The organism is Micromonospora sp. WMMC264 (assembly GCF_027497275.1).
In the GTDB taxonomy this organism is placed as follows: Bacteria; Actinomycetota; Actinomycetes; order Mycobacteriales; family Micromonosporaceae; genus Micromonospora; species Micromonospora chalcea.
Map to the genome: position 1 here is coordinate 2,936,670 of NZ_CP114907.1, position 26,298 is coordinate 2,962,967.

Consider the following 26,298-nt stretch of genomic DNA (forward strand, 5'->3'; position numbering starts at 1 on the left):
ACGCCTGCCAGGAGGACGTGTGTTCGCCAATTCCGAGGAACTCCTGCGATACCTCACCGACGAGGACGTGAAGTTCGTCGACGTACGTTTCTGTGACCTGCCCGGCGTGATGCAGCACTTCAACCTGCCGGTCGAGTCGTTCGACGACAGCGTGTTCAGCGACGGGCTCGCCTTCGACGGCTCGTCGATCCGCGGCTTCCAGTCGATCCACGAATCGGACATGCTGCTGCTGCCGGACGTGGCGACCGCGTTCGTGGACCCGTTCCGCGCGCAGAAGACCGTCGCGTTGAACTTCTTCGTCCACGACCCGTTCACCAGGGAGGCGTACTCCCGGGATCCGCGCAACGTGGCGAAGAAGGCCGAGGCGTATCTGGCGGCGAGCGGCATCGCCGACACCGCGTACTTCGGCGCGGAGGCGGAGTTCTACATCTTCGACTCCATCCGCCACGAGACCTCCGCCCACCAGTCGTTCTACTACATCGACTCGATCGAGGGCGCCTGGAACACCGGCCGGATCGAGGAGGGCGGCAACCGCGGCTACAAGACCGCCTACAAGGGCGGCTACTTCCCGGTGCCCCCGGTCGACCACTACGCCGACCTGCGCGACAGCATGGTCCGCCGGATGGTCGATGCCGGGTTCACTGTGGAACGGTCGCACCACGAGGTCGGCACGGGTGGCCAGTCCGAGATCAATTACAGGTTCTCGACGCTGCTGCACTCGGCCGACCAGCTCCAGCTCTTCAAGTACCTGATCAAGAACGAGGCGTGGGCGCACGGCAAGACCGCCACGTTCATGCCCAAGCCGCTGTTCGGCGACAACGGCTCCGGCATGCACACCCACCAGAGCCTCTGGCGCGGCGGCGAACCCCTCTTCTACGACGAGACCGGCTACGCCGGCCTGTCCGACACCGCCCGCTGGTACATCGGCGGCCTCCTGCACCACGCCCCCTCGCTGCTCGCCTTCACCAACCCCACCATCAACTCCTACCGCCGCCTCGTCCCCGGCTTCGAGGCCCCGGTCAACCTGGTCTACTCCCAGCGCAACCGCTCCGCCTGCACCCGCATCCCGGTCACCGGCAGCAACCCCAAGGCCAAGCGCGTCGAGTTCCGGGTCCCCGACCCGTCGGCGAACGTCTACCTCGCCTTCTCCGCGATGCTCATGGCCGGCCTCGACGGCATCAAGAGCAAGATCGAGCCGCCGGCGCCGATCGACAAGGACCTCTACGACCTCCCGCCGGAGGAGTGGGGCGACGTCAAGCAGGTCCCGGGCTCCCTGACCGAGGCCCTGGCGGCGCTGGAGGCCGACCACGACTACCTGCTCGACGGCGGGGTCTTCACCGACGACCTGATCTCGACCTGGGTCGACTGGAAGACCACGAACGAGGTGGACCCGGTACGCCTGCGGCCCACGCCGCACGAGTTCGCGATGTACTACGACTGCTGAGACCGAACACGGCGCTGACCTGGATCAACAGAATCACTGCTGATCTCGGGTACAGGCTGGTAGACCTCACGGACGGCGGTCATGCTCGGCTCATAGCCGACATGGCCGCTGCTTCGAGGCGCTGACCGCGTTGTCCGGTCAGTCGAAGGCGTTGCCGGTGATGACCCAGGCGATGCCCTGCGCAGGGTCTTCCATCGCCAGGTGCAGGTACCAGATCTCGTCGTCGGGCTCCTGCCAGACGACGCAGTGCAGACGTTTGACAAGCGCGCTGACGCTGCCCGGACCTGCGGCAGGGGTCACGTCAGCCATGGCGGCGAGTGCCTTCCAGAGAGCTGTCCGTCCCAGCGCCTGTCCGGTCCGACGCGCGTAAGGCCCTTCGCCGGTGGCCAGGTGCACCAAGCTGGGGTAGACATCGGCGAAGCGAACCTGTGATCCCTCGCGGCCCCGCAGGCCCTGCCACCGTTGACCCCTGGGCATCCTGGCACGGTCGGTGGCCACCATCGAGGCCGCTTCCCATGCGGTGCCGTGGAACGCGTACGCCTGCGTGGCCGGTGACAGGCCGTCGAGGAGTGCCACCGCGGTGTGCGGTGCCGGCCGTACAGTGGTCACAGGTAGCGGCTTCGGGTCGGCCAACTGGCTTGGACAGGCCCAGATGGTGCATCCCGAGCTGCCGGACCGGTCGTACTCGGGGATGTCCAAGGTGCTGTACCAGTTGGCGGCTTCCCACGGCTGAAGGCACAGCGGGGCATCGAGCAGCTGTGGATCGAGGTCGGCGGCCGCCCGGAGATCCTCGCCGTGCAGCACGCGAGTGTGGGCTGTCAGATGCCGCGTGCGTGGGTCGGCCAGATGTGGGGTCAGTTCTCGCCACGTGTGGTTTTGGGCTACCACCTCCCACAGGGGCCCCGGGACGCCCTTGTCGTCGTCGGGAAACAGTTCGGCTGCGGCGGCGGCGATCCCGGCCGGCGCTTCCAATGCCACGACGTGGGCCGTCTCCCGCCGCTGGTCGACCGGCCCCGCCTCGACTGTGGCAGCGAACCTCAGCAGGTCGTGCCAGCGTCCGGCGTCGGCAAGCAGGTCGAGGTCGCCGTATGAGACACCAGGTGAGGTCACCTCGTCATTCTGCCGCTCTGCGTGCCGCCACCCGTGGGGGCGGTGGTCGGCGGAAAACGGCCTCGGGCCGGCCTCCGCCCTCGTACCGTCGAGACATGATCCCGCCTCACGACGAGCTGCCGACCGTTCCGTGCCGGTGGAGCCGTCGGTGAGGCCGCGGCCCACCACCACCGCCACCACCCCGACACCGGAGATCCCCACCGTCCTGACCCTCGGGGTGGAAGAGGAGTTCCTGCTGCTGGACCCGGTCACCGGCGAGAGCATGCCGGTCGCCGACCGGGTCCGCGAGGCGCTCTCCGGGACCGCACGCGAGCAGAGCCGGCAGGAGTTCCGGCACAGCATGGTGGAGATGGTGACCCCGGTCAGCCCCGACCTCGGCCGGCTCCGCGAGCACCTGGTCACGCTGCGGCGAGCGGCCGCCGAGGCGGCCGAGGCGGCCGAGGCGCGACTGGTGGCGGTCGGCGCCACGCCGGTCTGCGAGGTCCACCGCACGGTGCCCGACGAGCAGCGCTACCACGACATGTCCCGCCGGTTCGGCCCGGTGGCGCACGACCCCGCGGTCTGCGGCTGCCACGTGCACGTCGGCGTACCCGACCGGGAGCTGGCCGTGCAGGTGTGCAACCACCTGCGCCCGTGGCTGCCGGTGGTGCAGGCGCTCACCACCAACTCGCCGCTGCACGACGGGCGGGACACCGGGCACGCCAGCTGGCGCTCGATGCAGTTGGAACGGTGGCCGAGCATCGGGCCGACGCCGCACTTCCACTCGGCCGCCGACTACGACGCCACGGTCCGGGACCTGATCACCGCCGGCATCATGCTCGACGCCGCGATGGTCTACTGGTACGCCCGGCCGTCGGCGGCGTACCCCACAGTGGAGATCCGCGTCGGCGACGTCTGCCCCACAGTCGACGACACCGTCCTGATCGCCGGGCTGGTCCGGGCGCTGGTCGCCACCGCGATCGACGACATCCGCGACGGTGTGCCGGCCCAGCGCATCCGCGACTGCCTCGTCGCCGCCGCGCACTGGCGGGCCGCGCACGACGGCGTGGACGGTGACCTGGTCGACCTGCGCACCGGGCGGCCCCGGCCCGCCTGGGACCTCGTCGACGACATGCTCGGCATCGTCACGCCCGCGCTGACCCGCCACGGCGATCTGGACCTGGTCCGGCGCGAGATCGACCGGGTGCGCCGCGAGGGCACCGGCGCCACCCGGCAACGTCAGGTCATGGCCGACACCGGCGGTGACGTCCGTGTCGTGCTCGCGCACCTGGCCGCGCAGACCGTCGCGGCCTGAGATGAGCGGCCCGGCCGACGGCCCGCCGGACCGGGCCGGCGGCCGGTCAGCGCAGCCCGGCGAACAGGTCGTCCTCCGGCGTCGGCGCGCCGGTGGTGTCCCGCACCCGCACGAACGTCTCCATGCCCATCAGCTCGGTGAACCGCTCCTGCCCGAGGCGCAGGAAGAAGATGTTCTCCGCCTGGCTGGCGTGCGCGGCGAGCGACGCGAACTTCTGCCCGCCGTAGCCGCTGGTGTCGACCCAGGTGGTGATCTCGTCGTCCGGCAGGCCCAGCGCCGGCATCTCGTCGGTCGCCTCCGGCTCGGGGAACTCCACCCCGATCTCGCGCATGACGGTGCCGAACTGCTGGAACGCGCTGCGCGGCACGGTGGTCCAGTAGACCTTGGCCGGGATGCCGGTCTGTTCGACGGCGGCCATGGTGATGCGGTGGGCCTGGATGTGGTCCGGGTGGCCGTAGAAGCCGTTCTCGTCGTAGGTGACGACGACGTCGGGACGGTAGCGCCGGATCAGCTCGGCCAGCCGGCCGGCCGCCTCGGCCACCGGCGTGTTCCAGAACGCGCCGGGCGCGTCGTTCGTGGCCCAGCCCATCATCCCGGAGTCGCCGTAGTCGAGCGTCTCCAGGTGGGTCACCTTGAGCGCCTCGCAGCTCGCGGCCAGCTCGGCGCGGCGCATCTCGACCACGGCCTTCGGGTCGTGCCCGGGGTCGCCCGGCTTGATTCCGCCGGGGCCGTCGCCGCACCCCCCGTCGGTGCAGGTCACGAGCACAGTGGTCACGCCCTCGGCCGCGTAGCGCGCCAGGATTCCGCCGGTGCTCGTCGCCTCGTCGTCGGGGTGCGCGTGCACCGCCATCAGGGTCAGGGATCGATCGGTCACCCCGTCACCATACGAGCATCGGCCGACGAACTAGCATTGCCCGGTCCGCAGACGGCGACGGAAGCGAGGCGCGATGGGTTGGCTCCAGCGGTTGCTCGGTGGCGGACGGGTCGAACTGGACCCGACACGTCAGCAGGAGCTGCTGCGGGACGTGCGGCAGTCCTACGGGGCGCACGCCCGCCTCCGGTTCCCGGAGCAGGCCGACGCGATCACCCGGCTGCTGTCCGATGACGACGGTCTCGTGGTGGCCGCCGGGATCGTCTGCGAGGCCGCCGACCAGGCGCACGCCGACCTGCTGGGCCAGGCGCACGAGGTGTTCCGGCGTACCGGCCGGCGGCTGCTGGTGCACCGCCGCAACTACCGGCCCCTGTGGAAGGAGGCCGGGCCCGCGCTGCGCTGGCCGCTCGGCGCGCTGCCCAGCGGGCTGCACCCGTACGCGCAGGTGGCCGGCGCCGTGGCGGCGGTCGGCGGGCGGGCCGACCGGCTGGACAAGGTGACCGATCCGCAGCCGTTCGTGACGCGCCTGTTCGAGGTGCTCGACCTGACCACGGCCGGCTGGGAGTTCGGCCGGGTGCGTGTGGACACCGACAGCGCGTCGCTGGTGGAGCGGCTGATGGGCACCGGCGCGCGGGTGCTCGCGACGATGGACGACCCGCCCCGGCTGCCGCCGGCGGTGCGGGAGATGATGCGCCGCAACCACCGCATCGCCGTGTACGACCCGGCCGGTCCCCGGGTGGTCGGCGAGTTCAACCTGGGCGCGCGGCTGCGCGAGACGCTGCTGGCCTGACCGTCGGCACGCCCCGCCCCGGCCGGGTTGCCGCGGCGGGGCGCGTCAGCGGTCAGGTGGTGGTGCAGGTGAGGTTCGTCGGCGGGTTGTTGGTGCCGCCGGCCGTGCCGATGAAGCCGAACGTGGTGGAGCCGCCGGCCGGCACCGAGCCGTTGTAGTCGACGTTGCGCACCGTGACGTTCGCGCCGCTCTGGGTGTGCGTGCCACTCCAGATCTGGTTGACCACCTGACCGTTCGGGAACGTCCAGGAGACCGTCCAGCCGCGGATCGCGGTGGCGCCGGCGGTCACCGTGACCTCGGCCTGGAAGCCGCCGGACCAGGAGCCGGTGATCGCGTACGTGGCACGCGCGCCGGACGGCGCCGGGGAACTGGTGGTCGGGGTCGGGGTCGGTGACGGCGTGGACGTCGGCGTCGTTGTCACGGTCGGCGAGGGGGTCACGCCCGGCCGGACCGCGCGGTAGGTGTGGCCGGCGCGGACGGTGAGCGCCACGACGTCGGACTCCGGCCGGGTGGTGGCCGGTGTGCTGCCGTCGGTGACGTCGGTGAGGGTGAAGGCGCCGGTGAACAGCCGGGACCGCAGTCGCAGCGTGCCGTCGCGGTCGGCGCGGACGCTGATCTCGTCGGCCTGGCTGTTGCTCCAGGCCAGCGCCACCGTGTAGCCGCCCCGGCCGCGCAGGCCCGCGACCTGCCCGGCGGGCCAGGCGCTGGGGAGCGCGGGCAGCAGGTGCAGCTCCCCGGTGTGGCTGTGCAGCAGCATCTCGGCGATGCCCGAGGTGGCGCCGAAGTTGCCGTCGATCTGGAACGGCGGGTGCAGGTCGAACATGTTCGGCGCGAGCCGGTCGGTGCGGACCAGGTCGCGCAGGAGCTTGTGGGCGCGGGCGCCGTCCTCCAGCCGGGCCCAAAAATTGATCTTCCAGGCGAGGGACCAGCCGGTCCCGTCGTCGCCCCGCAGCTCCAGCGTCCTGCGGGCGGCCTCGTACAGCGCCGGGGTGCCCCGCCTGGTGATCTGGTTGCCGGGATGCAGCCCGTACAGGTGGGAGACGTGCCGGTGGGTGCGCTCGGTCTCGACCCAGTCGGCGAGCCACTCCTGCACGTTGCCCCGCGAACCGACGCGGCTCGGTGGCAGCCGATCCTTGGCCGTACGCGCCTGGGACCGGAACGTGGTGTCGACGCCGAGCACCTCGCTCGCCCGGGCCGCGGCGTCGAACAGGTCACGCAGGATCTGGTTGTCCATCGTGGGTCCGGCGCAGACGCTGGCGTTGGCGTGGTGGGCCAGCTCCGGCGAGTTCGACGGGTTCGTCACCAGGTAGCCGAGCGTCGGGTGGGCGACCAGGCTGTCGAGGAAGAACTGGGCGGCGCCCTTGAGCGCCGGGTAGTTGGCCTGGAGGAAGCCGAGGTCGCCGGTGAACAGGTAGTGGTCCCAGATGAGCGTGCTCAGCCAGGCCCCGCCGGTCTGCCACATGCCCCAGAACGCGCCGTCCACCACCGACGCGCCCCGCCAGGCGTCGGTGTTGTGGTGGGTGACCCAGCCACCGGCGCCGTACTGCGCCTGGGCGACCCGCGCGCCGGTGACGGTGAGGTCCTTGACCAGCTCGAAGACCGGCAGGAAGCACTCGGACAGGTTCGTGGTGTCGGCCGGCCAGTAGTTCATCGGCAGGTTGGCGTTGACCGTGTACTTCGAGTCCCAGGACGGCGTGAGCGAGTCGTTCCAGATGCCCTGCAGGTTCGCCGGCTGGGTGCCCGGCCGCGACGAGGAGATCAGCAGGTACCGCCCGAACTGGAACAGCAGCGCGGCGAACTGCGGGTCGTTCGTGCTCGCGTGCTGCGCGATCCGTACGTCGGTGGGCTGGTCGGCGGCGGCGGTGCGGCCCAGGTCGATCGTGACCCGGTCGAACAGCGCCTGGTAGTCGGCGCGGTGGCGGGTGCGGAGCTGGTCGACGTCGACGCTCTTGGCGGCGTTCAGCCGGTTGCGGGCGATGCCCTGGTAGTCGCCGTTGACGGTGCGGTAGTTGACGTAGCTGGTGCCGATCGAGATCAGGACCGTCACGCTGGTCGCGCCGGACACCCGCAGCGTGCCGCCGGAGCTGCTCACCGTGCCGCCGGTGACGGCGGCGTTGGCCAGCGCGAGGAACCGCACCGAGCCGTTGACCCCCTCCATCGAGCCGGAGATGCCGTCCAGCGCGACTGTCGCGCCGTCCGGGCTGGACACGGTGGTCCGCTGCGGGCTGTCGAACGCGGCGGAGAACGTGATCGCGTTCGCCCGGTCGGCGGTCAGCCGGAGCACTATCACCTGGTCGGGCGCGCTGGCGAACACCTCCCGCTGGTACCGGACACCGTTCAGCACGTATGTGGTGGTGACGGTGGCGGTGGTGAGGTCCAGCGTCCGGTTGTACTGCGTCGCCCCGCTCGCCGACCCGAAGGAGAGCCGCAGGTCGCCGACGGTCTGGTAGGCGAGCTGACCGCCGGGGCTGCCCATCATGGTCTGGTTGATCAAATCCTGGGCCGAGGTCCACTGGTCGGCGAAGACGCGACGCCGGATCTCGGCCAGGTTGGCCGCGCCCCGGGTGTTCGCCGAGTCGTACGGGCCGCCGGCCCAGACGGTGTCCTCGTTGAGCTGGAGCCGTTCGGTGTCCACGTTGCCGAACACCATCGCGCCGAGCCGCCCGTTGCCGATCGGCAGGGCGCGCAGCCAGTCGGTGCCGGCCGGTTCGTCGTACCAGAGCGCCAGGTCGTTCGCGGCGAGCACCTGCGCCGGCGCCGCCGAGCCGGCGCGGGCGGCGGCGCTCCAGGCGGCCGGCACCAGCGCGGCGCCGGTGCCGGCCGCTGCGGCCTTGATGACGTTGCGTCGTGTCACTTCAGACATGCTTTTCTCCCAACCGCGCGGATCAGAGGCGGGTCCGGGTGCGCGGCTGCTCTGTTATCGCTAACAGATTGCGCCTCGCACACCCGGACGCCGCGTTCCTGCCACTCCGCGCCCAGGGCTCCCGACCGGGCGACACGTCGGCCAACATGGACTCTCATGGATGAAGTGACATCGCGTCAAGGGGTGTTACCGCTAACAGACGCGATCCGTGGCGCACTCGCCGGGCCGAGCGGGGCGCGGGCGCGGCCGGCCGCCCCACCCGGGCCACGTGCACGATCCGCTCCGGCGCCACGTCCAGCAGCGTGCCGAGCGCGCCACGGGTGGCTGCGACGTCGACGAGCTGACTGAGCGGGTGCGCGGCCAGCCCGGCCGTGTGCAGCGTCAGCCACATCCGCATCAGCACGCGTCCGAACTCGACCTGCCCGGCCGCGTCCAGACCGGGCGGCGCGATCAGCGCCAGCACCCCGCCGCCCTGCGCCAGCGGATCACCGCCCGCGGCGGCGAGCAGCCGGGGCAGCCCCAGCGGGCGCAACGCCGGGTACGCCGCGAGCGCCGCCCGCAGTCCGGTGGCCGCCGCCCGGCCCAGCCCGAGGCAGCTGTCACTGAGCCCGTCGCTCCGGTAGCGCGGGCACGCCCGGTCCAGGCGCAGCCAGCGGCGCAGCTCGGCGACCACCGACGGGTCGGCGTACACGTGCCGGTCGGCCGTGCGCAGCAGCGCGCGCAGCCGCCCGGCCGCCGGCACCACGCGGGCCGCGCCACCGGCCCGGCGGGCGACCGCGTCCACGGCCGCGACCACGTCGGCGTCCGGGCCGCCGGTGAACCGGCCCCGGTGGGTACGCCGATCCCACACGTCGGCGGCGCAAAACGGCGTCCGGTACGGCTGCCGGGCCGGACGCAGCCGCCCCACCCGCCGGTCCGACTCGTCGTGGTCGGCGGCCCAGTCCAGCCGCAACCCCGCGTCGGCGGCGACGATCAGGCAGGTCTCCACGAACGCGCCGAGCGACAGCCGCAGGTCCCGCCCGGTCGGATCGCCGGCGGGCAGCGTGTCGGCCGGGTCCCAGCCGACGGTGATCGCCCAGCGCTCGTAGCGCAGCCGCCACGGCTGGGTGTTGTGCGCGCTCGGCGCCCGCCAGCACAGCGGCTCCAGCGCGCGGAACGCGGCGAGGTCCATGCTCACCGCTCCCTGGCGTAGAACGTGTAGCCGTGCAGCGGGCGTCCGCCGAGGCGCCGGTACTGGGCGGCCGACGCCGGGTTGTCCCGCCCGACGTACGTGCTGCGCAGCGCCGTGTATCCGCCGACGTGCAGGTTGCGGTGCAGGTGCTCCGACAGCAGCCGCTGGTAGCCGCGCCCCTGGAACCGCGGCACCACACCCTTGACGATCAGCACCGCCTCCCGCCGGTACCGGCGGCGGGTGGCCAGCAGCCGCAGCTGGTTGACCGGGTTCAGGTCGCCGCGCATCGCTACCAGGAAGTCGCTGATGTCGGGCACGCAGAGCACGAACGCCACCGGCTGCCCGTCGCGGGTCAGGTAGAGCAGCAGCGAGTCATCCAGCAGGTACGCCAGCCCGTCGGTCTGCCGCCGCAACTGCGCCGCCGAGATCGGCGTGTAGTAGCCGAGCTGGGCGAAGGAGTCGTTCAGCATCCCGCGCAGCAGGTCGAGCTGTTCGTCGAGCCGCCGGCTGTTCCCCCGGTGCAGGTCCAGCCGGGAGCCGTCGGGCTGGACGCCCAGCGCGGGCGGCGGTCCGGTCGGCGGCGGCACCGGGCAGATCCAGGTGTCGGAGACGAACCGCCCGGTGAACCCGTTCTCCTCGTACGCGTCCGGGTAGTGCGGCGGGTTCCACGCGCTGTCCACGAAACCCCGGTCGGCGTACCCGGAGGTGATCACGCCGCCGGCCTGGTTGGGCAGCAGCGCCACCGGCCCGAACAGCAGGTCCCGGCCGGGTGTGGCGTACGTGGCGATCGCGTCGAACAGCGGCCGGGCGGCGTGCGGCGTGAACTCGGTGAGCCCGAACAACTGGCACCGGCGGCCGAGCTTGGCGTCGAGGTCGGCGTCGGTGTGCAGCGTGGTCCGCCCGACCACCGCGCCGGTGGCGTCGCGCAGCACGTACATCGGCACGCCGTCGCGCCACCAGCGGCGGATCTGCTGCCGGGGCGTCGGCACGTAGCGGGACTCGTCCGCGTACAGCCGGTCGGTGAGCGCGAGGAAGTCGCGCAGGCCGCGCCGGCCGGTCACGCGCTCGAACCGGTGGCCGGTCACCGGCGCACCGCCGGTCCGGTGGTCTCCGCGCCCAGCGGCGTGAACCGCTCGATGTGGCCCATCGCGCCGTCCTCGGCCCGCCACGCGCCGTTTGAGTAGCCGTCCGGGGAGGCGGTGTAGAGGCGGATGAACCCGGCCGTGGCGTTGCGGTTGCCGTCGGTCAGCCACATCATCAGCTTGCGGTGGTGCCGGGTCCGGGCGAAGCGCAGCAGCGCGTCGCGGTCGGTGAAGAACGCGATGGTGCCGAGCGTCAGCGGGAACTGCCAGTAGACGGTGTGCCAGCAGTAGCCGGACATCCGGCGCATGTCGCGCACCATCCGGATCCAGTCGGGGGCCAGGCGCAGCAGCACCAGCGGGTTCGCGTACCGGGTGCCGCCGATGAACATGGCGCCGGCGCGGGCCTGGGCCGGGGCGCGGGAGAAGTCACGGGTACGCATCGCTCACCTCACCAGGTAGACGTTCTTGATCTTCTGCATGGCGGCGAACGGGCCGCCGCCCGGCTCGTGCAGCTCCACCCGCAGGTCACCGGCGGTCGGGTCCTCCACCAGGGACTGCGCGAAGTCCCGCGACACCGAGGTCAGGTGCGCGCGTACCCCGTCGCGGCAGGCGTCGGTGAGCGCCGCGCGGGCCGCGGCGTCCAGCGGGCGGCGCAGCTCCACGTGGATCACCGGCCGGGTCTCCAGCGCCGCGTCCTCGTGCAGCGTCAGGCAGAACCTGTTGATCTCGGCGGCGTACGGGTTGCCGGTGTAGAGGCCGTACTCGACGTCCTGCGGGTAGAGGTTCGCGCCCAGGTAGGACACGGTGGAGTCGCTGCGGCCGAACAACAGCAGCAACGGCAGCGTCATCCGCTCCTCGGCCACCGCGGTACGGAACTCGGCGCGACGCACCGGGTCGGCGTTGGCCAGTTCGACGATCCGCCGGTACGGCACCAGCAGCGCCTCGTCGCCGACGTTGTAGCGCAGCCGGGGCTGGAGCACGTGCGGGCCGGTGACAGTGCAGAGCAGCTCCCGCCGGTCGTTGGTCTCCAGGTAGGTGGCGAACGGGTTGTACTGGAACACCATCGGCAGCCGCTGCTCGCCGCGGCCCAGCAGTTCCGCGCGCAGTCCCGCGTCAGTGCGCAGCCGCCGCCGCAACCAGACCGTGAACCGGGTCTCCGCGCCGATGCCGATGGTCAGGTCCGACGCCCCGTACGCCGACCGCACCCGCACGAACCGCTGCTCCAGGTAGTCGCGCAACGCCTCGGTCATCCCCTCGCCGCCGCAACTGGCGAAGATCCGGTACCGCGACCACGGAAAGTCCTCGGCGTCGAGCCGGTCCCGCAGGTGCTTGAGGAACGGCGGGTACGCGGTCACCAGGTAGTCGTGGCCGGGGCCGAACTCGCGCAGCGTGTCGACGATCTTCCCCAGGTCGGGGCCGGTGTTCTTCACCGTCGCGATCCGGGCCATCGCCGCGCCGGTCGTGGTGCCGGTCGCCCAGGCGCCCATCGAGTACGCGTTGATGACGAACGGTCGACGCATCGGGAACGCCAGCCCGGTGTACCCGGCGATGTCGCGGTGCACCGCCCGCAGCTCCCGCTCGCCGCGCGGCCAGTTGAACGGCCGCCCGGACGAGCCGGCCGACTCGTCGACCACCACGCCCCGCTCCGGCATCCGCCCGTCCCGGCACCGGGCCGAGGCGTCGTACGCCATCACGTACCCACGTTTGTCGGTCTCCGGGAAGTCCCGCAGCCGGCGGCGCAGCCCGCCCGGGCGGGCCCGCAGGAACGCCTGGTACGCGGGCACCCGCCGGGCGGCGCGGACGCAGGTGGACCGCGCGTTCGCGGCGGCGAGCCGGTCGAGGACCGGGTGGTGGCGCCGGGCCAGCCACCTCCAGCCGGCGGGGTGGTGGGCGATGAGCCGGGCCAGCGCGGCGACCGCGCGGCCGGCGGGGGCCAGCGCGGCCTCGGCGGGCAGCGGCGTGTCGACGGTACGCAAGGCGGCGTGTCGGTGCAGCGTCTCGGCCATGACAAGGATCCTGTCGACGCCGCCGCGCCCGCACATGAGCGACGGGACGGTACTGCGCTGAGTACCCGTACCCAGTCGCGAAAGCTGCCCGGGTCGGCCACGCTCAGTCACCATGGCGACACTCGCCTGGTGCGTCGTGCCTGGTCCGGTGACACTTCGCCCATGACACACGGCAAGCGTGAGCGCACGAACGAGCGCTTCGAGAAGGTGGCCGAGGAGACCTCGGAGACCGTGACCCACGCGGCCACGGTCCTGGAGGAGGAACTCGCGGCGGGGCTGGCCGGCGCCCGGCGACTCGAGGAGAAGCTGACCGAGAGCCGCCGGGTCGACCCGGAGGCGTTCGACGAACTCGTCGCGCGGGTCCGCACCGACGGGCACGCCCTGATCGACACCGTGGTCGGGCAGCTGAAGATGGCCGACGACCAGCGCGGTGAGGTGATCCGGCGGTACACGTCGGACGCGCACGACGCGCTGGACACCGTACTCAATCTGGCGCGGCTGGCCCCCGAGGTCGCAAACGGGCTCGCGGACCGGCTGGCGTCGCCGGCCCCGAAGCGGCCGACGGACCGGTAGCCGCGCGATGGCGCCGACCGCCGGGGTGGCCGGCGGGCACGTGGAACGGATGCTGGAGCGCTATCGCGGGCTGGCCCTCGGCGCACTGCTCGACGACGTGCCCGACGGCGGCCCACGCTACCTCTACGACCTGGTCGCGGAGTATCCGCGCCGGTGGGGCAAGGGGCTGCGCGCCGCGCTGTGCCTGGCCACGTGCCGGGCGTTCGGCGGCGGCGACGCGGTGGGCCTCAACGCCGCGGTGACAGTGGAGCTGTTCCACAACGCCTTCCTCATCCACGACGACATCCAGGACGAAAGCGAGCAGCGGCGCGGCGGGCGGACGCTGCACGCCGAGTACGGCGTGGGCGTGGCGCTGAACGTCGGCAACATGACGAACCTGCTGGCGTTGCGGCGGCTGGCCGCGAACCGGGCGGCGCTCGGCTCCGGGATCGCGTGGCGGCTGTTCACCGAGACCGAGCTGATGATGCGCCACTCGCTGGAGGGGCAGGCGATCGAGATCGGCTGGATCCGCGACAACGTGTGCGACCTGGACGCGGACGACTACTACCGGATGTGCCTGAAGAAGACGTCCTGGTACACGTGCATCTACCCGTGCCGCGCCGGCGTCCTCGTGGCGACCGGCCGGGAGAACGCGGTCGACGTGCTGGATCGGTACGGCTGGTATCTGGGCGCGGCGTTCCAGATCCAGGACGACGCGCTGAACCTGACCGGCGACTACGCCCGGTACGGCAAGGAGATCGCCGGTGACCTGTGGGAGGGCAAGCGCACGCTGATCCTGATCGACTTCATGCGGCGGTGCACACCGGAGGAACGTGAACGGCTCGTGCGGTTGCTGAGCCGTACCCGCGCGCAGCGCACCGACGCCGAGGTGCGCTGGCTGCACGGGCGGCTACTCGCGTACGACTGTGTGGAGTCGGCGCGGCGCAGCGCCCGGGATCTCGCGCTCGCGGCCCGGCGTGAGGGTGAGCGGGCGCTGGGCGCCGCCGCCGACACCGAGGACGGCCGTTTCCTGCTGGAGCTGACCGACTACGTGGTGGAACGGGCCCGTTAGCCGCCCAGGATCCCGCGCAGCCAGGTGAGCTGTTCGCGCTGGTGTGCCGCCTCGCCGCCCTCGTGGTCGTTGAACTCGTACACCCGCACGTCCTTGTCGCCGCCGTAGCGGTGGTAGGCGGCGAAGCAGGTCGACGGCGGACAGACCTGATCACGCAGGGCGATGGAGAACAGCGCCGGCGCGGTGGCGCGCGGCGCGAGCACTGCGGCGTCCAGGTAGGACAGCGTGCGGAATACCTGGTCGGCGCGGTCGCGGTGCAGCGCGAGGTACTCGACGACCTCGGCGTACGGGCTGTCCGGGCCGGCGACGCGCACGCTCCGGCGGATGTCGCACAGGAACGGCACGTCCGGCATGACGGCGGCGACGTCCGGGCACAACGCGCCGACGGCCAGGGCGAGGCCGCCGCCCTGGCTGAAGCCGGTCACCGCCACCCGACGCGGGTCGACGGCCGGGTGCCGCCGGGCGGCCTCGGCGAAACGGACCGCGTCAGTGATGAGCCGCCGGTAGTAGTGCTCGGCCGGGTCGGCGACGCCCCGGGTGAGGAAGCCGGGCACGGTGCCGGCCGGGTAGGGGTGCGGGTCGGGCGTGCCGCCGGTGGCGGCGCTCCAGCCCTGGCCCCGGCTGTCCATGATCAGGTGCGCGAAACCGGCCGCCGCCCAGAACAGCTTCTCGTGCGGCAGGCCGCGGCCCCGGCCGTAGCCGAGGTACTCGACCACGCAGGGCAGCGGCCCGTCGGCACCGGCGGGCAGGTGCAGCCATCCGCGTACCGGCTCACCGGCGAAACCGGGGATCGTGACCGCGTACGTCCGGATCTGGGTCAGCCCGGTGTCGACCGGCTCGTAGACCGCCGCCGCCGGGTCGCCGCCGCCGTCGAGCGTGCGCGCCCAGAATCCGTCCAGGTCCGCCGGCACGTCCAGCTCCGGCCGGTACGCGAGGCAGCCGGCCAGGTCGAGGTCGGTCAGCGGCACGACGCGGCCTCCCGTACGGCGGACGCGAACCAGCCGGTGATGGTGCTCGGGTGGGTGATGGCGGTGCCGACCACCACCGTCCATGCGCCCGCTCGCAGCGCCTGCGCGGCCTGCTCCGGGGTGTGGATGCGTCCCTCGGCGACCACCGGGACGTCGACCGCGGCGGCGAGCCGGGCGACCAGGTCCAGGTCCGGCCCGTCGCCCTTTGTGGTGTACGCGGTGTACCCGGAGAGCGTGGTGCCGACCAGGTCGGCGCCGGCAGCGGCGGCGGCGATGCCCTCGTCGAACGTGGAGCAGTCGGCCATCACCAGCGCGCCGGTGCGCTCGTGCACGGCGGCGATCGTCTCGGCGAGCGTACGGCCGTCGGGGCGGGGCCGGGACGTGCCGTCGAGCGCGACGACGTGCGCCCCGGCGTCGGCGACGGCGAGCGCGTGTTCGAGCGTCGGGGTGATGAAGACGTCGTCGTCGCCGTCCTTCCAGAGCCCGATCAGCGGCAGGTCCACCGCCGCGCGGATGGCCGCGATGTCCGCCAGTCCCTGCGCGCGGATGCCGGCGGCGCCGCCGCGGGCGGTGGCGAGCGCGACCCGGCGCATGGTGTCCGGGTCGCGCATGGGCTCACCCGGGTACGCCTGGCAGGAGACCACCAGGCGGTGGCGGAGCTGGTCGACGAGGGAGTTCATGAGACCTTCCAGGCGAGCGAGGCGGCGCCGAGCAGCGGCGCGTCGGGGCCGAGAGTGGAGGCGAGGACCGGCACACCGGCCAGGGCGGGCAGCGTCTCGGCGGGCACCGCGTCACGCAGCGCCCGCCACCACGGCTCGCCGAGGCCGGTGACGCCGCCGCCGATCACCACGGCGGCGGGGTCGAGCACATTGACCAGGCCGCCGACGGCGGACCCGACGGCCGTGCCGCCGAGCCGGACGACGTCGCGGGCCGTCTCGTCGCCGTCCGCCGCGAGCGCGGCGACGGCCCGCAGGTCGGCCACCGGACGGCCGGTACGCCGGACGTACTCGGCGGTGAGCGCGGGCCCGGCGGCGATCGCCTCCAGGTGCCCGCGCCCGCCGCAGGTGCAGGGCAGCGTTCCGGCGTACGCCGACGGCTGGTGCCCGGCGTGCCCGGCCGCGCTGTGCGCACCGGCGAGCACTGTGTCGCCGAGGACGAACGACGCCCCGACGCCGGTGCCCACGGCGACGTAGAGCACCGTGTCGTACCCGGCCGCGACGCCGTGACGCGCCTCGCCCAGCGCGTGGGCGTGCACGTCGTTGACCACGGTGACCGGCACACCGAGACGCCGAGCCAGGTCGCCGCGCAGGTCCGTGCCGGCCCATCCGGTCAGCACGTCGGTGGCGGACAGCACCAGGCCGGAGCCGCTGTCGATGACGCCGGCGCTGCCGACGCCGAGCGCCCGTACGACGCCCGGCGCGTCCGCCCGCAGCTTCTCGACCAGGCCGGCGGCGGTGTCGAGCACCGCGGCGGCGCCGGAGCGGCCAGGCGTCGGCGCGGTGTGCCGGCCGACGACCTCGCCGGAGGCGGTGACCAGCGCGGCTGTGGTCTTGGTGCCGCCGATGTCGAGCGCGGCGACCAGACCGGTCGTGCTCACCTCGGGCATGGTCAGAGCAGCCCGGCCAGTTCCAACTGGGTACGCACGCGGCCCGTCTCGGCGTCGTCCAGCGGCCGCAGCGGCAGCGACACCGCGTTGCCGGCGATGACGCCGAGCAGGGACAGCGCGGTCTTGAACGCGCCGACGCCCCGGGTGGCGCCCGCCGAGGTGGCCGGGTCGGCCGCGTCGACGATGCGGAACAGCCGGGTCAGGCGGTCCTGTTCCCGGCGGGCCGCGGCCCAGTCGCCGGCCACGCAGGCGCGGTGCAGTCGCACGTATCCAGCCGGGTCCACGTTGCCCAGTCCGGGCACCGAGCCGGAGCCACCGGCGAGCATCATCGCGTCGACCACGACCTCGTGGCCGGTGAGCAGGCTGAAGTCGCGCTCCGGCGCGTGCTCGGCGATGGCGAGCGCCAGCTGGCGGAACGCGACGTCGTCGCCGCTGGAGTCCTTGACGCCGGCCAGCACGCCCTCGGCGGCGAGGCGGGTCAGCAGGTCGACGGAGAGCTTGCTGTGCACGCAGACCGGGATGTCGTACGCCAGCAGCGGAAGCTCGACCGCCGCGGCGACGGCGCGGAAGTGCCGCTCGATCTCGTGCGGGCCGACGATGGCGTAGAACGGGGCGGTCACGACGAGGCCGTCCGCGCCCAGCCGGGTGGACGCCTCGGCCCGCTCCACGACCCGGCGGGTGGTGGGTTCGATGCAGCCGGCGAGGACCGGCACGGCGCCGCCGGCGGTCTTGACGATGGTCTCCAGCGCGAGGTCCCGCTGCCGGTCGGTGAGGAAGACCGTCTCGCCGGAGCTGCCGAGGGCGAAGATGCCGTCGACGCCGGCGTCGAGCAGCCATTCGACCAGCCGTTCCAGGGAGTGGACGTCGACCTCGCCCTCTTCGGTCAGGGGGGTGACGGCCGGCGGCACGACTCCGGCGAACCGCGGGGCTGGGGTGGTCACAGGTTCTCCTCGACAGACTCAGTTGTGGTGCGGCCGGTCGCCGAGGTGGCGAGCGCGACCAGTTCGGTGTTGGCGGTGCCGGCGGGCACCGGGTGGTGGCAGCGGAACTCGTGGCCCGCGCCCTCGGCGGGGCGCGGCGCGGGCATGTCCACGGCGCAGCCGTCGGTGGCGGCCCAGCAGCGGGTCCGGAACGGGCAGCCGCTCGGCGGCCGGGTCGCCGACGGGACCGGGCCGACCAGCGGAATGGGCTCGATCGGTGAGAGCAGGCCCGGCGTGGCCGAGAACAACGCCCGGGTGTACGGGTGCCGGCCGCCCTCGGGCAGCAGGTCGGCGGGGGTCTGCTCGACGATGCGGCCCAGGTACATGGTGACGACCCGGTCGCTGACCCGCTTGACGGTCTGGATGTCGTGCGACACCAGCACCATGGCCAGGCCGAGCCGGTCCTTGAGGTCCAGCAGCAGGTTGAGGATCTGCGCGCGGACCGACACGTCGAGCGCGCTGGTCGGCTCGTCGGCGATGACCAGCCCCGGTTCCAGGGCCAGCGCGCGGGCGATGGACACCCGCTGGCGCTGGCCGCCGGAGAGCTGGCTGGGCAGCACGTCGGCGACCGAGCGGGGCAGGCCGACCAGGGCCATCAGCTCGGTCACCCGCTGCTCGCGCTGCTGCCGGGTGCCCCGGCGGTGCACGTCGAGCGGGTCGCGCAGGATGTCGCGTACCGGCATCCGGCGGTTCAGTGAGGTGGCCGGGTCCTGGAAGATCATGCCGACGCCGGCGCCGATGTGCTCGCGCCGCTCGGTGGCGGTCATCGACCACACGTCCTTGCCGGCGAAGGACACCGTGCCGGCGGTCGGCCGTTGCAGGCCGACGAGCACCTTGGCGAGGGTGGACTTGCCGCAGCCGGACTCGCCGACGATGCCGACCGTCTCGCCGGCCCGGATGACCAGGTCGGCGCCGGTGAGCGCGTAGACCTTCTCCCGGCTGAACATGCCGCCGCCGCGCGCGGCGTGCACCACGTGCACGTCGCTCAGCTCGGCGATCGGCCGGTGCTCGGCGGTGGCGCTCATCGGGCCGGCTCCTTCTCGCTGACGGTGACGGCGGGGTGGTGGCAGGCGTACCCGTGGCCGTCCGTGCCCGCCATGGTGGGCGCGGTGTCCCGGCAGATCTCGGTCGCCATCGGGCAGCGGTCGGAGAACCGGCAACCCTTCGGGAAGTCGGCCGGTGAGGGCACCACGCCGCGGATCTGGGTGAGCCGTTCCGCGCCGGTCTCCAGGGACAGGACGGAACCGAGCAGCCCGCGGGCGTAGTGGTGGGCGGGCGCCTCCATCACGTCGGCGGTCACGCCGGTCTCCACGATCTGCCCGCCGTACATCACCACGACCCGGTCGCAGACGTCGCTGACCAGGGCGAGGTCGTGGCTGACCAGGATGAGGGCGAAGCCGAGCCGCTCGCGCAGCTCCAGCAGCAGCGCCATCACCTGGGCCTGCACGGTGACGTCGAGCGCTGTGGTCGGCTCGTCCGCGATGATCAGCTTCGGGTCGCGGGACAGCGCCATGGCGATCACCACGCGCTGCCGCTGCCCGCCGGACAGCTCGTGCGGGTACGCGGCGAGCGTGCGCCGCGGGTCCAGCCCGACCAGCCGCATCAGTTCCTCGGCCGAGCGGGTGCCGCCGCGGCGGATCATCTGGGCGAGTTGGGCGCCGACGCGCAGCGCCGGGTTCAGCGCCGACAGCGCGTCCTGGTAGACCATGGCGATCTCGCGGCCCATCAGGGCGCGGCGGCCCTTGGCGTTGAGTTTCAGCAGGTCCGTGTCCTGGAAGCGGATCTCGCCGCGTACCCGGGCGCCCTGCGGCAGCAGACCCATGACGGCGAGGACGCTCAGCGACTTGCCGGAGCCGGACTCCCCCACCAGGCCGACGACCTCGCCGGGGCGTACGTCGAAGGTGAGCCCGTCGACGATGTCGACGCCGCGGTGGCGGCCCTCGAAGCCGATGGACAGGTCGCTGACCTGAAGGACCGGCTTGCCCTGCGGCAGCGGGCGGGCGCGCTCACGCAGCCGCTGCGCCGCCTCGGCCAGGCCGGGCAGCTCGACCACCTCGCCGGTGCCGGGCTGCGCCTGCTCCAGCGCGTCACCGCTGGTGGTGGACGTGGCGCGGCGCGCGGCCGGGGCGGCCCAGGCGTCGGACATGCCCTCGGAGAGCACGTTGAGCGCCAGCACGGTGAGCAGGATCAGCAGGCCGGGGAAGAACGTGGCCCACCAGCCGCCGATCTGCACCATCTCCTTGCCGAAGGCGATGACCGAGCCCCACGAGGAGGCCGCCTCCTGCGGGGCGAGGCCGCCGCCGATGAAGGACAGGGACGCCTCGAAGACGATCGCGTCGGCCACCATGACGGTGACGAAGACGAGGATCGGGGCGGCGCAGTTGCGCAGGACGTGCCGCCAGAGGATGTGCGGGCGGCGGGCGCCGATGATGCGCTCGGCGGCCACGTAGTCCTCGCCGTACTGGGACAGCACGTTGGCGCGGACGATGCGCGCGACCGACGGGGTGAACACGAACCCGATCGCGATGACGAGGACCAGCAGGCTGTTCTTGCCGAACGAGATGATCAGCAGCGCGGAGAGCACGATCGTGGGGAAGGCCATGACCACGTCGAGGCAGCGCATGATGATCTCGTCGACGACGGTGCGGCTGCTGCCGGCGAGCGCGCCGAGGATCGCGCCGAGCACCAGCGCGATGCCGGCCGCGCCGAAACCGACGATCAGGGAGCGCCGGGTGCCGGCGACCAGCCGGGAGAAGACGTCGCGGCCGAGTTTGTCCAGGCCGAACCAGAAGTCGCCGTTCGGGCCGGTCAGCGCCGGTCCGAGGCCGGTCTGGGTGGGGTCGTGGCGCAGCAGCAGCGGGGCGAGCACGCCGACCACGACGATGAGCGCGACGAAGCCGAGCGCGAACCGGGCCGCGAGACCGAGCCGGGCGAAGGCCATGCCGGGGCGGGACAGCCGCGTGGTGAGGGACCGGCGCATCAGTGGCCTCCGCGCAGTCGGGGGTTGGCGAAGAGGTAGAGGATGTCGACGACCAGGTTCACCAGGACGAAGCACAGCGCGATGGTGAGCACGGTGCCCTGGGCGAGCGCGGTGTCGTTCTGCTGGACGGCGCTCATGATCTGGGTGCCCATGCCGGGCAGCGAGAAGATGGCCTCGATGACGACGGTGCCGCCGATGAGGTAGCCGATCCGCAGGCCGAGCGCGGTGAGCGGGTTGACCAGCGCGTTGCGCAGCACGTTGCGGCCGATCACCACGCGCGGTGGCAGTCCGGCGCCGACGGCGGTGCGGACGTAGTCCTTGTCGAGTTCCTCGACCATCGACGTGCGGACGATGCGGGCCAGCGAGCAGCCGACCGGTACGGCCAGCGCCAGCGCGGGCAGCGCGAGGGACTGCAGCCAGAGGCCGACCGAGTCGGCGGGGTTGACGTATCCACCGGTCGGGAAGATCGGGCGGCGGACCGAGAACTCCTGGATGAACAGCAGGGCCAGCCAGAACGAAGGCGTGGCGATGCCGGCCATGGAGACGATCCGGATGACCTGGTCGGGCCAGCGGTCCCGGTACAGGGCGGCCGGGATGCCGAGGGCCAGCGCGATGACCAGCGCGCCGACGACGCCGAGCGCGGTGAGCTGGATGGTCAGCGGCAACGCCATGGCGATCTTCTCGGCGACCGGGACCGACGGCGGGAACGTCATGCCGAGGTCGCCGCGGACGAGGTCGCCGAGGAAGTGCAGGTAGCGCAGCGGCAGCGGGTCGTTCAGCCCGTTCGCGGCGCGGAACGCCTCGACCTGCGCCGGCGTGGCCTGGTCGCCGAGGACGGACAGCGCCGGGTCGATCGGGGAGAACTGCATGATCACGAAGACGAAGAGCGTGATGCCCAGCACCAGGGGGATCAGCGTCAGGAATCGTCGTGCGACCAGGTTCAGGACGGTCAGCATGGATTCTCTTTCTCGTGGCGGGGCGCCGGGGCGTCCCGTCCGGCCGCACGGGTCACGTGCGGCCGGACGGGACGGAGGCGGGGGCGGAGCCCCGAGTGGGCTCAGCCGGTCCGGCCGGTGCCCAGGAAGTACAGGCCGGTGGTCGAGGCGCCCGAGAAGCCGTCGAGCTTGGCCGGGTCGTACGCGGTGACGACCTTGGTGTGCAGGATCGGGTAGAGCGGGGCGTCGTCCGCCACCATGTCCAGGGCCTGCTTCCACAGCGCCTTGCGGGCCGCCTCGTCGGAGGTCTGCGCGGCCTTGTCCAGCAGGTCGCCCATGGCCTTGCGGTTGGCGTCGCTCCAGCGGTAACGCTGGCCCGGCCAGGTCTCGCCGAAGTAGTACCAGCGCATCAGCAGGTCGGTGTCGACGCCGAAGACGCTCGGGTCACCGGTGGCCATGAGCACCCGGAATGTGTCCTTGGGGACGATGTCGCCGTAGATGGCCGAGGACGGCACGGTGTTGAGCGTGGCGTTGACGCCGATCTTCTTCCACTGCTCGATGACCAGGGGGGCGACGTCCTTGACCACCGAGTTGTCGGTGGTGTCGAGCCGGAACGACAGGTTGGTGACGCCGGCCTCCTGGAGCAGGGCCTTGGCCTTGTCCGGGTTGTAGTCGTAGACGGTGGCGGCCTTCTGGTACGCCTTGTTGCCCTCGTCGAGGTAGCTGGTCGCCGGGCTGCCGTAGCCGTTGAGCGCGGTCTTGATGACCGCGTCCTTGTCGATGGCGTAGTGCAGGGCCTGGCGGACGCGCTTGTCGCTGAACGGCGCGGCGGCGTTGTTGAACATGAGGAAGACCTGGTTGAAGGCCTGCTTCACGTCGATCGTGTACTTGTCCTTGAGCGAGTCGACGTTCAGGTACGGCACGGCCTCGATGGCCTGCACGCGGCCGCCCTGCAGGTCCGACACCCGGGCCGACGCCTCGGTGGTGGTGTTCCACGTCATCGTCTCGACCTTGGCCGGGCGCGGGCCGTTGTAGGTCTCGTTCTTGCTCAGCTTGATGCCGGATTCCTTGGACGCGCTGTCCACCTTGAACGGGCCGGACCCGATCGGCGCGGTGTCGAACGCCTTGGCCGCTGCCGCGTCACCGGTCTTGGCCTTGGGCACGACCTTGATGACCGAGATCCGCTCGCTGAACAGGGCGAACGGGTACTTCAGCTTGAACTCGACGGTGGCCGCGTCCTTGGCGGTGACGCTGTCGAGGAACGAGACGAAGCCCTGCATCAGCGGCGGCGCCTTCGGGTCCGCCGGCTTCAGCACGCGGGTGAACGACCAGGCGACGTCCTCGGCGGTGACGGGGGTGCCGTCGGAGAACTTCGCGCCGTCGCGCAGCGTCACGGTGTACGTGAGGCCGTCGGCGCCGGGCGTCGGGTCGCTCTTGGCCAGCGCGTTGTAGGGTTCCCGCGTGATCGGGTCGAGGTCCACGAGACCCTCGAAGACGTGCTGGTTGACGGCGGTCGCCACGGCGGAGGAGGCGTTGCCCGGGTCGAAACCGCTGGAGAGCGTGAACGCCAGGGTGGCCTCGATCGACGTGCCCGCCTTCCCGCCGCTGACCGCGTTGGTCGAGGCGGGACCGCCGCTGCAGGCCACCAGCCCGAGGGCGAGGGTCGCTCCGAGGGAGGCGACGGCCAGGGGGCGGACGCGGCGGCGCGGCACGCGCCAGCTCCGCGACTTACCGGTGGTGCTCACGTAGATGCCTCCATAGGCTCTTCATGCGCTCGCGTCGCCGCTCGCGCCGGGGATGTGAGGTGTAAGGTGTATGACGTCTGACGTCTGATGCCGGTAGGGTGAGGGTGTCAGATTCGGGAACGAAGGGCAAGGGGCAGATGACGACCATTGACGCCAGTCCGCTACGCGGCGCCGAGCGGCCGAGCCCTCGCCGGCAGGAGGTCGCCACCAGGATTAAGGAGTACATCCTGCGCAACCGCCTCAAGCCGGGCAATCTCCTGCCCACCGAGACGGAGCTGTGCGAGGCGGTCGGCGCCAGCCGCTCCAGCGTCCGCGAGGCCGTCAAGATCCTCTCCGCGCTCGACATCGTCGAGGTGCGCCACGGCCACGGCACGTTCGTCGGCCGGATGTCCCTCAACGCCCTGGTGGAGAGCCTGACGTTCCGAGGGCTGCTCAGCGGCGAGGACGACCACCACGTACTGGCCCAGGTCGTCGACATCCGGCAGACGCTGGAGCAGGGGCTGGCGGCCACCGTCATCGACGCCCTGGACGAGGAGCACCGGTCGGAGCTGTCCGCGCTCGCCGACGAGATGCGCAGCCGGGCGGCACAGGGCGAGGACTTCCTCGACGTCGACCGGGCCTTCCACCTGAAGCTGATGGAGCCGCTCGGCAACGACCTGCTGGTCCAGCTGACCGAGGCGTTCTGGCAGGTGCAGGCCATCGTCGCGCCGACCCTGCGCACCGAGCCGGAGGACCGGGTCATCACCGCCCAGCGGCACCAGGCCATCGTGGCCGCCCTCACCGCCGGGGACGCGGCGGCGCTGCGCTCGGCCATCGCCGAGCACTACGCGCCCATCCGGGCGAGCATCGCCCGCGCCGCCCAGGCCTGACCCGGCGACCGGACACCGGCAGGCCGGCCGCGGACCGGCCGGCCTGCGCGCGCCCTTTGTGCACGGTCCACATCGTCCGATTCCTTGACGGGTCCCATCGATCGGCTTAGCGTACGTACCCAACATCGGACGTCCGACGTCAGATGCCATCGCTTCCGATCCCCCACCCGTCCGGAAGGAATCCCCCGTGCCCCCTGTCCGTGCGATACCACGCCGGGTGACCGCCGTCCTGGCCGTCCTCCTCGGCCTGCTCACGGTGCTCCCCGCCACCCCGGCCCACGCCGCCCCCGCCGGCGTGACCGCCACCGTCGGCGCCGACTGCACCGCCGGCCGGCTCCTGCTCGACCTCGACAACCGCAGCACCACGACCCAGACCTACACAGTCACCTGGCCGGGTCGCTCCGGCTCGCCGTGGACCCGCACGGTCGCCGCCGGTGGCACCGCCGAGCTGTACTGGACGCTGGCCCCCGGCACGCCGTACACGCTGCGCACGACGACCCCGACCGGCCTGGACGAGACCACCTCCGGCCTCTTCCACTGCGGCACCGGCATGTCCGCGCTCACCAGCTTCGACTGCACCAACGGCCGCCTCCAGCTCGCGCTGGAGAACCGCACCACGACCGCCCGGGACTTCACCGTCACCTGGCCCGGACGCACCGGCTCGCCGTGGACCCGCACCATCGCCGCCGGCGGCAACTACCTGCACTACTGGACCGTCGGCGCCGGCGCCCCGTACACGCTGCGGGTCACCGCCCCCGGCTTCGACACCACGCTGCGCGGCACCACCTCCTGCGACCTGGCCACCGGCAACCCGCAGATGACCAGCACCACGCTGCTCACCACGCAGACCGTGATCCGCGACCTCAACGGCCCGGGCGGCCGGTACGACGGCACCGTCGCCTCGGTCCGCATCCCCGGCCTGGCGGTCACCAACAACGGCACCGTCATCGCCGTCGCCGACGCCCGCGTGAACGGCTCGTACGACCTCGGCGGCGGCACCAACAACATCCAGATCGTGATGATCCGCAGCACCGACGGCGGCCGTACCTTCGAGCAGCCCCGGGTCATCCACGCCCCGCCCACCACCAGCGAGGGCGTCGGCGACCCCAGCCTGCTCGTGGACCGCGCCACCGGCGTCGTCTACTGCTTCTTCACCTACTCCCCCAGGCCCGGCATCAGCTTCTGGTCCGGCGGCTCCGGCCTGAACACCGCCGACGACCCGAACAGCATGCACCTGCGCTACATCACCAGCCGGGACAACGGCGCCACCTGGAGCGCGCCCGTCGAGCTGAACCCGGCCGTCAAGGACCCCACCTGGCGGCAGGTGTTCTTCTCCTCCGGTCACGGCATCCAGACCAGCACCGGCCGTCTGATCCAGCCGATCGCCTACCGGGACTCGGCCGGCACCAGCCACGCCGCGAACATCTACAGCGACGACAACGGCGCGACCTGGCGCCGTGGCGGATCCGCCGGCGGGAACATCAACGAGAGCAAGGCGATCGAGCGCGGCACCGGCGCGATCGTGCAGAACATGCGGCACAACTCGACCCGCAGCCGCTTCTACGCCACCTCCACCGACGGCGCCGCGACGTTCGGCGCGGCCACGGCCAGCACGCTGCTGACCGACCCGCTGTGCAACGCCGACGAGATGTCCTACCTGCGGCCGTCCGAGGTCGGCGCGAACCGGGCGCCGGTGCGGACCCGCACGGCCTTGTTCAGCAACAACGCGCACCCGAGCGCGCGCAACGACCTCACCGTACGGCTGTCCACCGACGACGGCGCGAGCTGGCCGGCGCGGGCACTGGTCAAGCCCGGCGGCGCCGGCTACTCGACGATGGCGGTGCTGGCCGACGGCACGGTCGGCAACCTGTACGAGGTGGGCGACACCGGCGGCATCTACTTCGCCCGGTTCAGCCTCGGCTGGGTGAAGGGCGCCTGAGAGCCGTGTCCCGCCCGGACA

The 26,298-nt window shown here is 72.4% G+C and carries 22 protein-coding genes; 7 read left to right on the forward strand and 15 right to left on the reverse strand.

Annotation, left to right across the window (positions count from 1 at the left end; translation table 11 throughout):
* Positions 1–19: 19 nt before the first annotated feature.
* Positions 20–1,444 (forward strand): type I glutamate--ammonia ligase, encoded by a 1,425-nt coding sequence (gene glnA / locus O7542_RS12690; protein WP_166456503.1) that lies wholly within the window; start codon positions 20–22, stop codon positions 1,442–1,444.
* A gap of 138 nt (positions 1,445–1,582) precedes the next feature.
* Here the strand turns inward: glnA and O7542_RS12695 are convergent, their stop codons facing one another.
* The gene (locus O7542_RS12695) at positions 1,583–2,554 is read right to left on the reverse strand and encodes a hypothetical protein (protein ID WP_113974266.1); all 972 of its coding nucleotides are present in this window, start codon (positions 2,552–2,554) and stop codon (positions 1,583–1,585) included.
* Positions 2,555–2,702: 148 nt separating this feature from the next.
* Between O7542_RS12695 and O7542_RS12700 the strand changes: the two genes are divergently transcribed.
* A complete protein-coding gene (locus tag O7542_RS12700) occupies positions 2,703–3,848 on the forward strand; it encodes a glutamate--cysteine ligase (RefSeq protein WP_281606280.1) in 1,146 nt (381 codons plus the stop codon).
* Positions 3,849–3,894: 46 nt separating this feature from the next.
* Here O7542_RS12700 and O7542_RS12705 read toward each other — a convergent pair whose 3' ends face one another.
* Positions 3,895–4,722: a PIG-L family deacetylase gene (locus O7542_RS12705; protein WP_043324725.1), complete on the reverse strand. Its 828-nt coding sequence runs from the start codon at positions 4,720–4,722 to the stop codon at positions 3,895–3,897.
* Between the two features lie 73 nt (positions 4,723–4,795).
* Here O7542_RS12705 and O7542_RS12710 point away from each other — a divergent pair, with 73 nt between their 5' ends.
* On the forward strand, positions 4,796–5,509 hold the full coding sequence (locus tag O7542_RS12710; RefSeq protein WP_043324727.1) for a hypothetical protein: 714 nt from the start codon (positions 4,796–4,798) through the stop codon (positions 5,507–5,509).
* A 52-nt stretch (positions 5,510–5,561) separates the two neighbouring features.
* Here the strand turns inward: O7542_RS12710 and O7542_RS12715 are convergent, their stop codons facing one another.
* The 5 genes from O7542_RS12715 to O7542_RS12735 all read right to left on the reverse strand — a co-directional run bounded on the left by O7542_RS12715 (position 5,562) and on the right by O7542_RS12735 (position 12,631).
* A complete protein-coding gene (locus O7542_RS12715) occupies positions 5,562–8,372 on the reverse strand; it encodes a glycoside hydrolase N-terminal domain-containing protein (protein WP_281606281.1) in 2,811 nt (936 codons plus the stop codon).
* A 154-nt stretch (positions 8,373–8,526) separates the two neighbouring features.
* A complete protein-coding gene (locus tag O7542_RS12720) occupies positions 8,527–9,543 on the reverse strand; it encodes a nitroreductase (RefSeq protein WP_113974271.1) in 1,017 nt (338 codons plus the stop codon).
* Between the two features lie 2 nt (positions 9,544–9,545).
* Positions 9,546–10,628 carry a hypothetical protein gene (locus tag O7542_RS12725; RefSeq protein WP_281606282.1) on the reverse strand — a complete coding sequence of 361 codons (1,083 nt, stop codon included), beginning with the start codon at positions 10,626–10,628 and terminating at the stop codon, positions 9,546–9,548.
* Positions 10,625–11,065, reverse strand: coding sequence for a hypothetical protein (locus tag O7542_RS12730; protein WP_064446256.1), 441 nt, complete (start codon positions 11,063–11,065; stop codon positions 10,625–10,627). Before O7542_RS12730 ends, O7542_RS12725 begins: the two co-directional genes overlap by 4 nt.
* Positions 11,066–11,068: 3 nt before the next feature.
* Positions 11,069–12,631 carry a phenylacetate--CoA ligase family protein gene (locus tag O7542_RS12735; protein ID WP_281606283.1) on the reverse strand — a complete coding sequence of 521 codons (1,563 nt, stop codon included), beginning with the start codon at positions 12,629–12,631 and terminating at the stop codon, positions 11,069–11,071.
* Positions 12,632–12,793: 162 nt separating this feature from the next.
* On the opposite strand from O7542_RS12735, the gene O7542_RS12740 reads away from it, so the two are divergent.
* Together O7542_RS12740 and O7542_RS12745 are read left to right on the forward strand one after the other, a co-directional pair.
* On the forward strand, positions 12,794–13,204 hold the full coding sequence (locus tag O7542_RS12740) for a hypothetical protein (protein ID WP_166456507.1): 411 nt from the start codon (positions 12,794–12,796) through the stop codon (positions 13,202–13,204).
* Between the two features lie 7 nt (positions 13,205–13,211).
* Complete coding sequence (locus O7542_RS12745) at positions 13,212–14,255, forward strand: polyprenyl synthetase family protein (protein WP_166456508.1); 1,044 nt, start codon at positions 13,212–13,214, stop codon at positions 14,253–14,255.
* On the opposite strand, the gene O7542_RS12750 is transcribed toward O7542_RS12745, so the two are convergent.
* The 8 genes from O7542_RS12750 to O7542_RS12785 form a co-directional block, all read right to left on the reverse strand.
* On the reverse strand, positions 14,252–15,223 hold the full coding sequence (locus O7542_RS12750) for an acetylxylan esterase (protein WP_166456509.1): 972 nt from the start codon (positions 15,221–15,223) through the stop codon (positions 14,252–14,254). The two genes, O7542_RS12745 and O7542_RS12750, sit on opposite strands and share 4 nt — an antisense overlap.
* Positions 15,214–15,903 carry an N-acetylmannosamine-6-phosphate 2-epimerase gene (locus O7542_RS12755; protein ID WP_064446261.1) on the reverse strand — a complete coding sequence of 230 codons (690 nt, stop codon included), beginning with the start codon at positions 15,901–15,903 and terminating at the stop codon, positions 15,214–15,216. The genes O7542_RS12750 and O7542_RS12755 overlap by 10 nt, the downstream gene beginning before the upstream one ends.
* Positions 15,900–16,829 carry an ROK family protein gene (locus O7542_RS12760; RefSeq protein WP_166456510.1) on the reverse strand — a complete coding sequence of 310 codons (930 nt, stop codon included), beginning with the start codon at positions 16,827–16,829 and terminating at the stop codon, positions 15,900–15,902. The genes O7542_RS12755 and O7542_RS12760 overlap by 4 nt, the downstream gene beginning before the upstream one ends.
* A 2-nt stretch (positions 16,830–16,831) precedes the next feature.
* Complete coding sequence (locus tag O7542_RS12765; RefSeq protein WP_069090135.1) at positions 16,832–17,770, reverse strand: dihydrodipicolinate synthase family protein; 939 nt, start codon at positions 17,768–17,770, stop codon at positions 16,832–16,834.
* The gene (locus O7542_RS12770) at positions 17,767–18,834 is read right to left on the reverse strand and encodes an ABC transporter ATP-binding protein (protein WP_043324745.1); all 1,068 of its coding nucleotides are present in this window, start codon (positions 18,832–18,834) and stop codon (positions 17,767–17,769) included. The genes O7542_RS12765 and O7542_RS12770 overlap by 4 nt, the downstream gene beginning before the upstream one ends.
* Positions 18,831–20,789: a dipeptide/oligopeptide/nickel ABC transporter permease/ATP-binding protein gene (locus O7542_RS12775; RefSeq protein WP_043324746.1), complete on the reverse strand. Its 1,959-nt coding sequence runs from the start codon at positions 20,787–20,789 to the stop codon at positions 18,831–18,833. Before O7542_RS12775 ends, O7542_RS12770 begins: the two co-directional genes overlap by 4 nt.
* Complete coding sequence (locus O7542_RS12780; RefSeq protein ID WP_064446265.1) at positions 20,789–21,745, reverse strand: ABC transporter permease; 957 nt, start codon at positions 21,743–21,745, stop codon at positions 20,789–20,791. Before O7542_RS12780 ends, O7542_RS12775 begins: the two co-directional genes overlap by 1 nt.
* A gap of 101 nt (positions 21,746–21,846) precedes the next feature.
* Positions 21,847–23,469: an ABC transporter substrate-binding protein gene (locus tag O7542_RS12785; RefSeq protein ID WP_043324748.1), complete on the reverse strand. Its 1,623-nt coding sequence runs from the start codon at positions 23,467–23,469 to the stop codon at positions 21,847–21,849.
* Between the two features lie 137 nt (positions 23,470–23,606).
* Here O7542_RS12785 and O7542_RS12790 point away from each other — a divergent pair, with 137 nt between their 5' ends.
* Positions 23,607–24,338, forward strand: a complete 732-nt coding sequence (locus O7542_RS12790; protein WP_104114786.1) for an FCD domain-containing protein — start codon at positions 23,607–23,609, stop codon at positions 24,336–24,338.
* 217 nt (positions 24,339–24,555) lie between these two features.
* The gene (locus O7542_RS12795) at positions 24,556–26,277 is read left to right on the forward strand and encodes an exo-alpha-sialidase (RefSeq protein ID WP_281606284.1); all 1,722 of its coding nucleotides are present in this window, start codon (positions 24,556–24,558) and stop codon (positions 26,275–26,277) included.
* Positions 26,278–26,298: the final 21 nt, after the last annotated feature.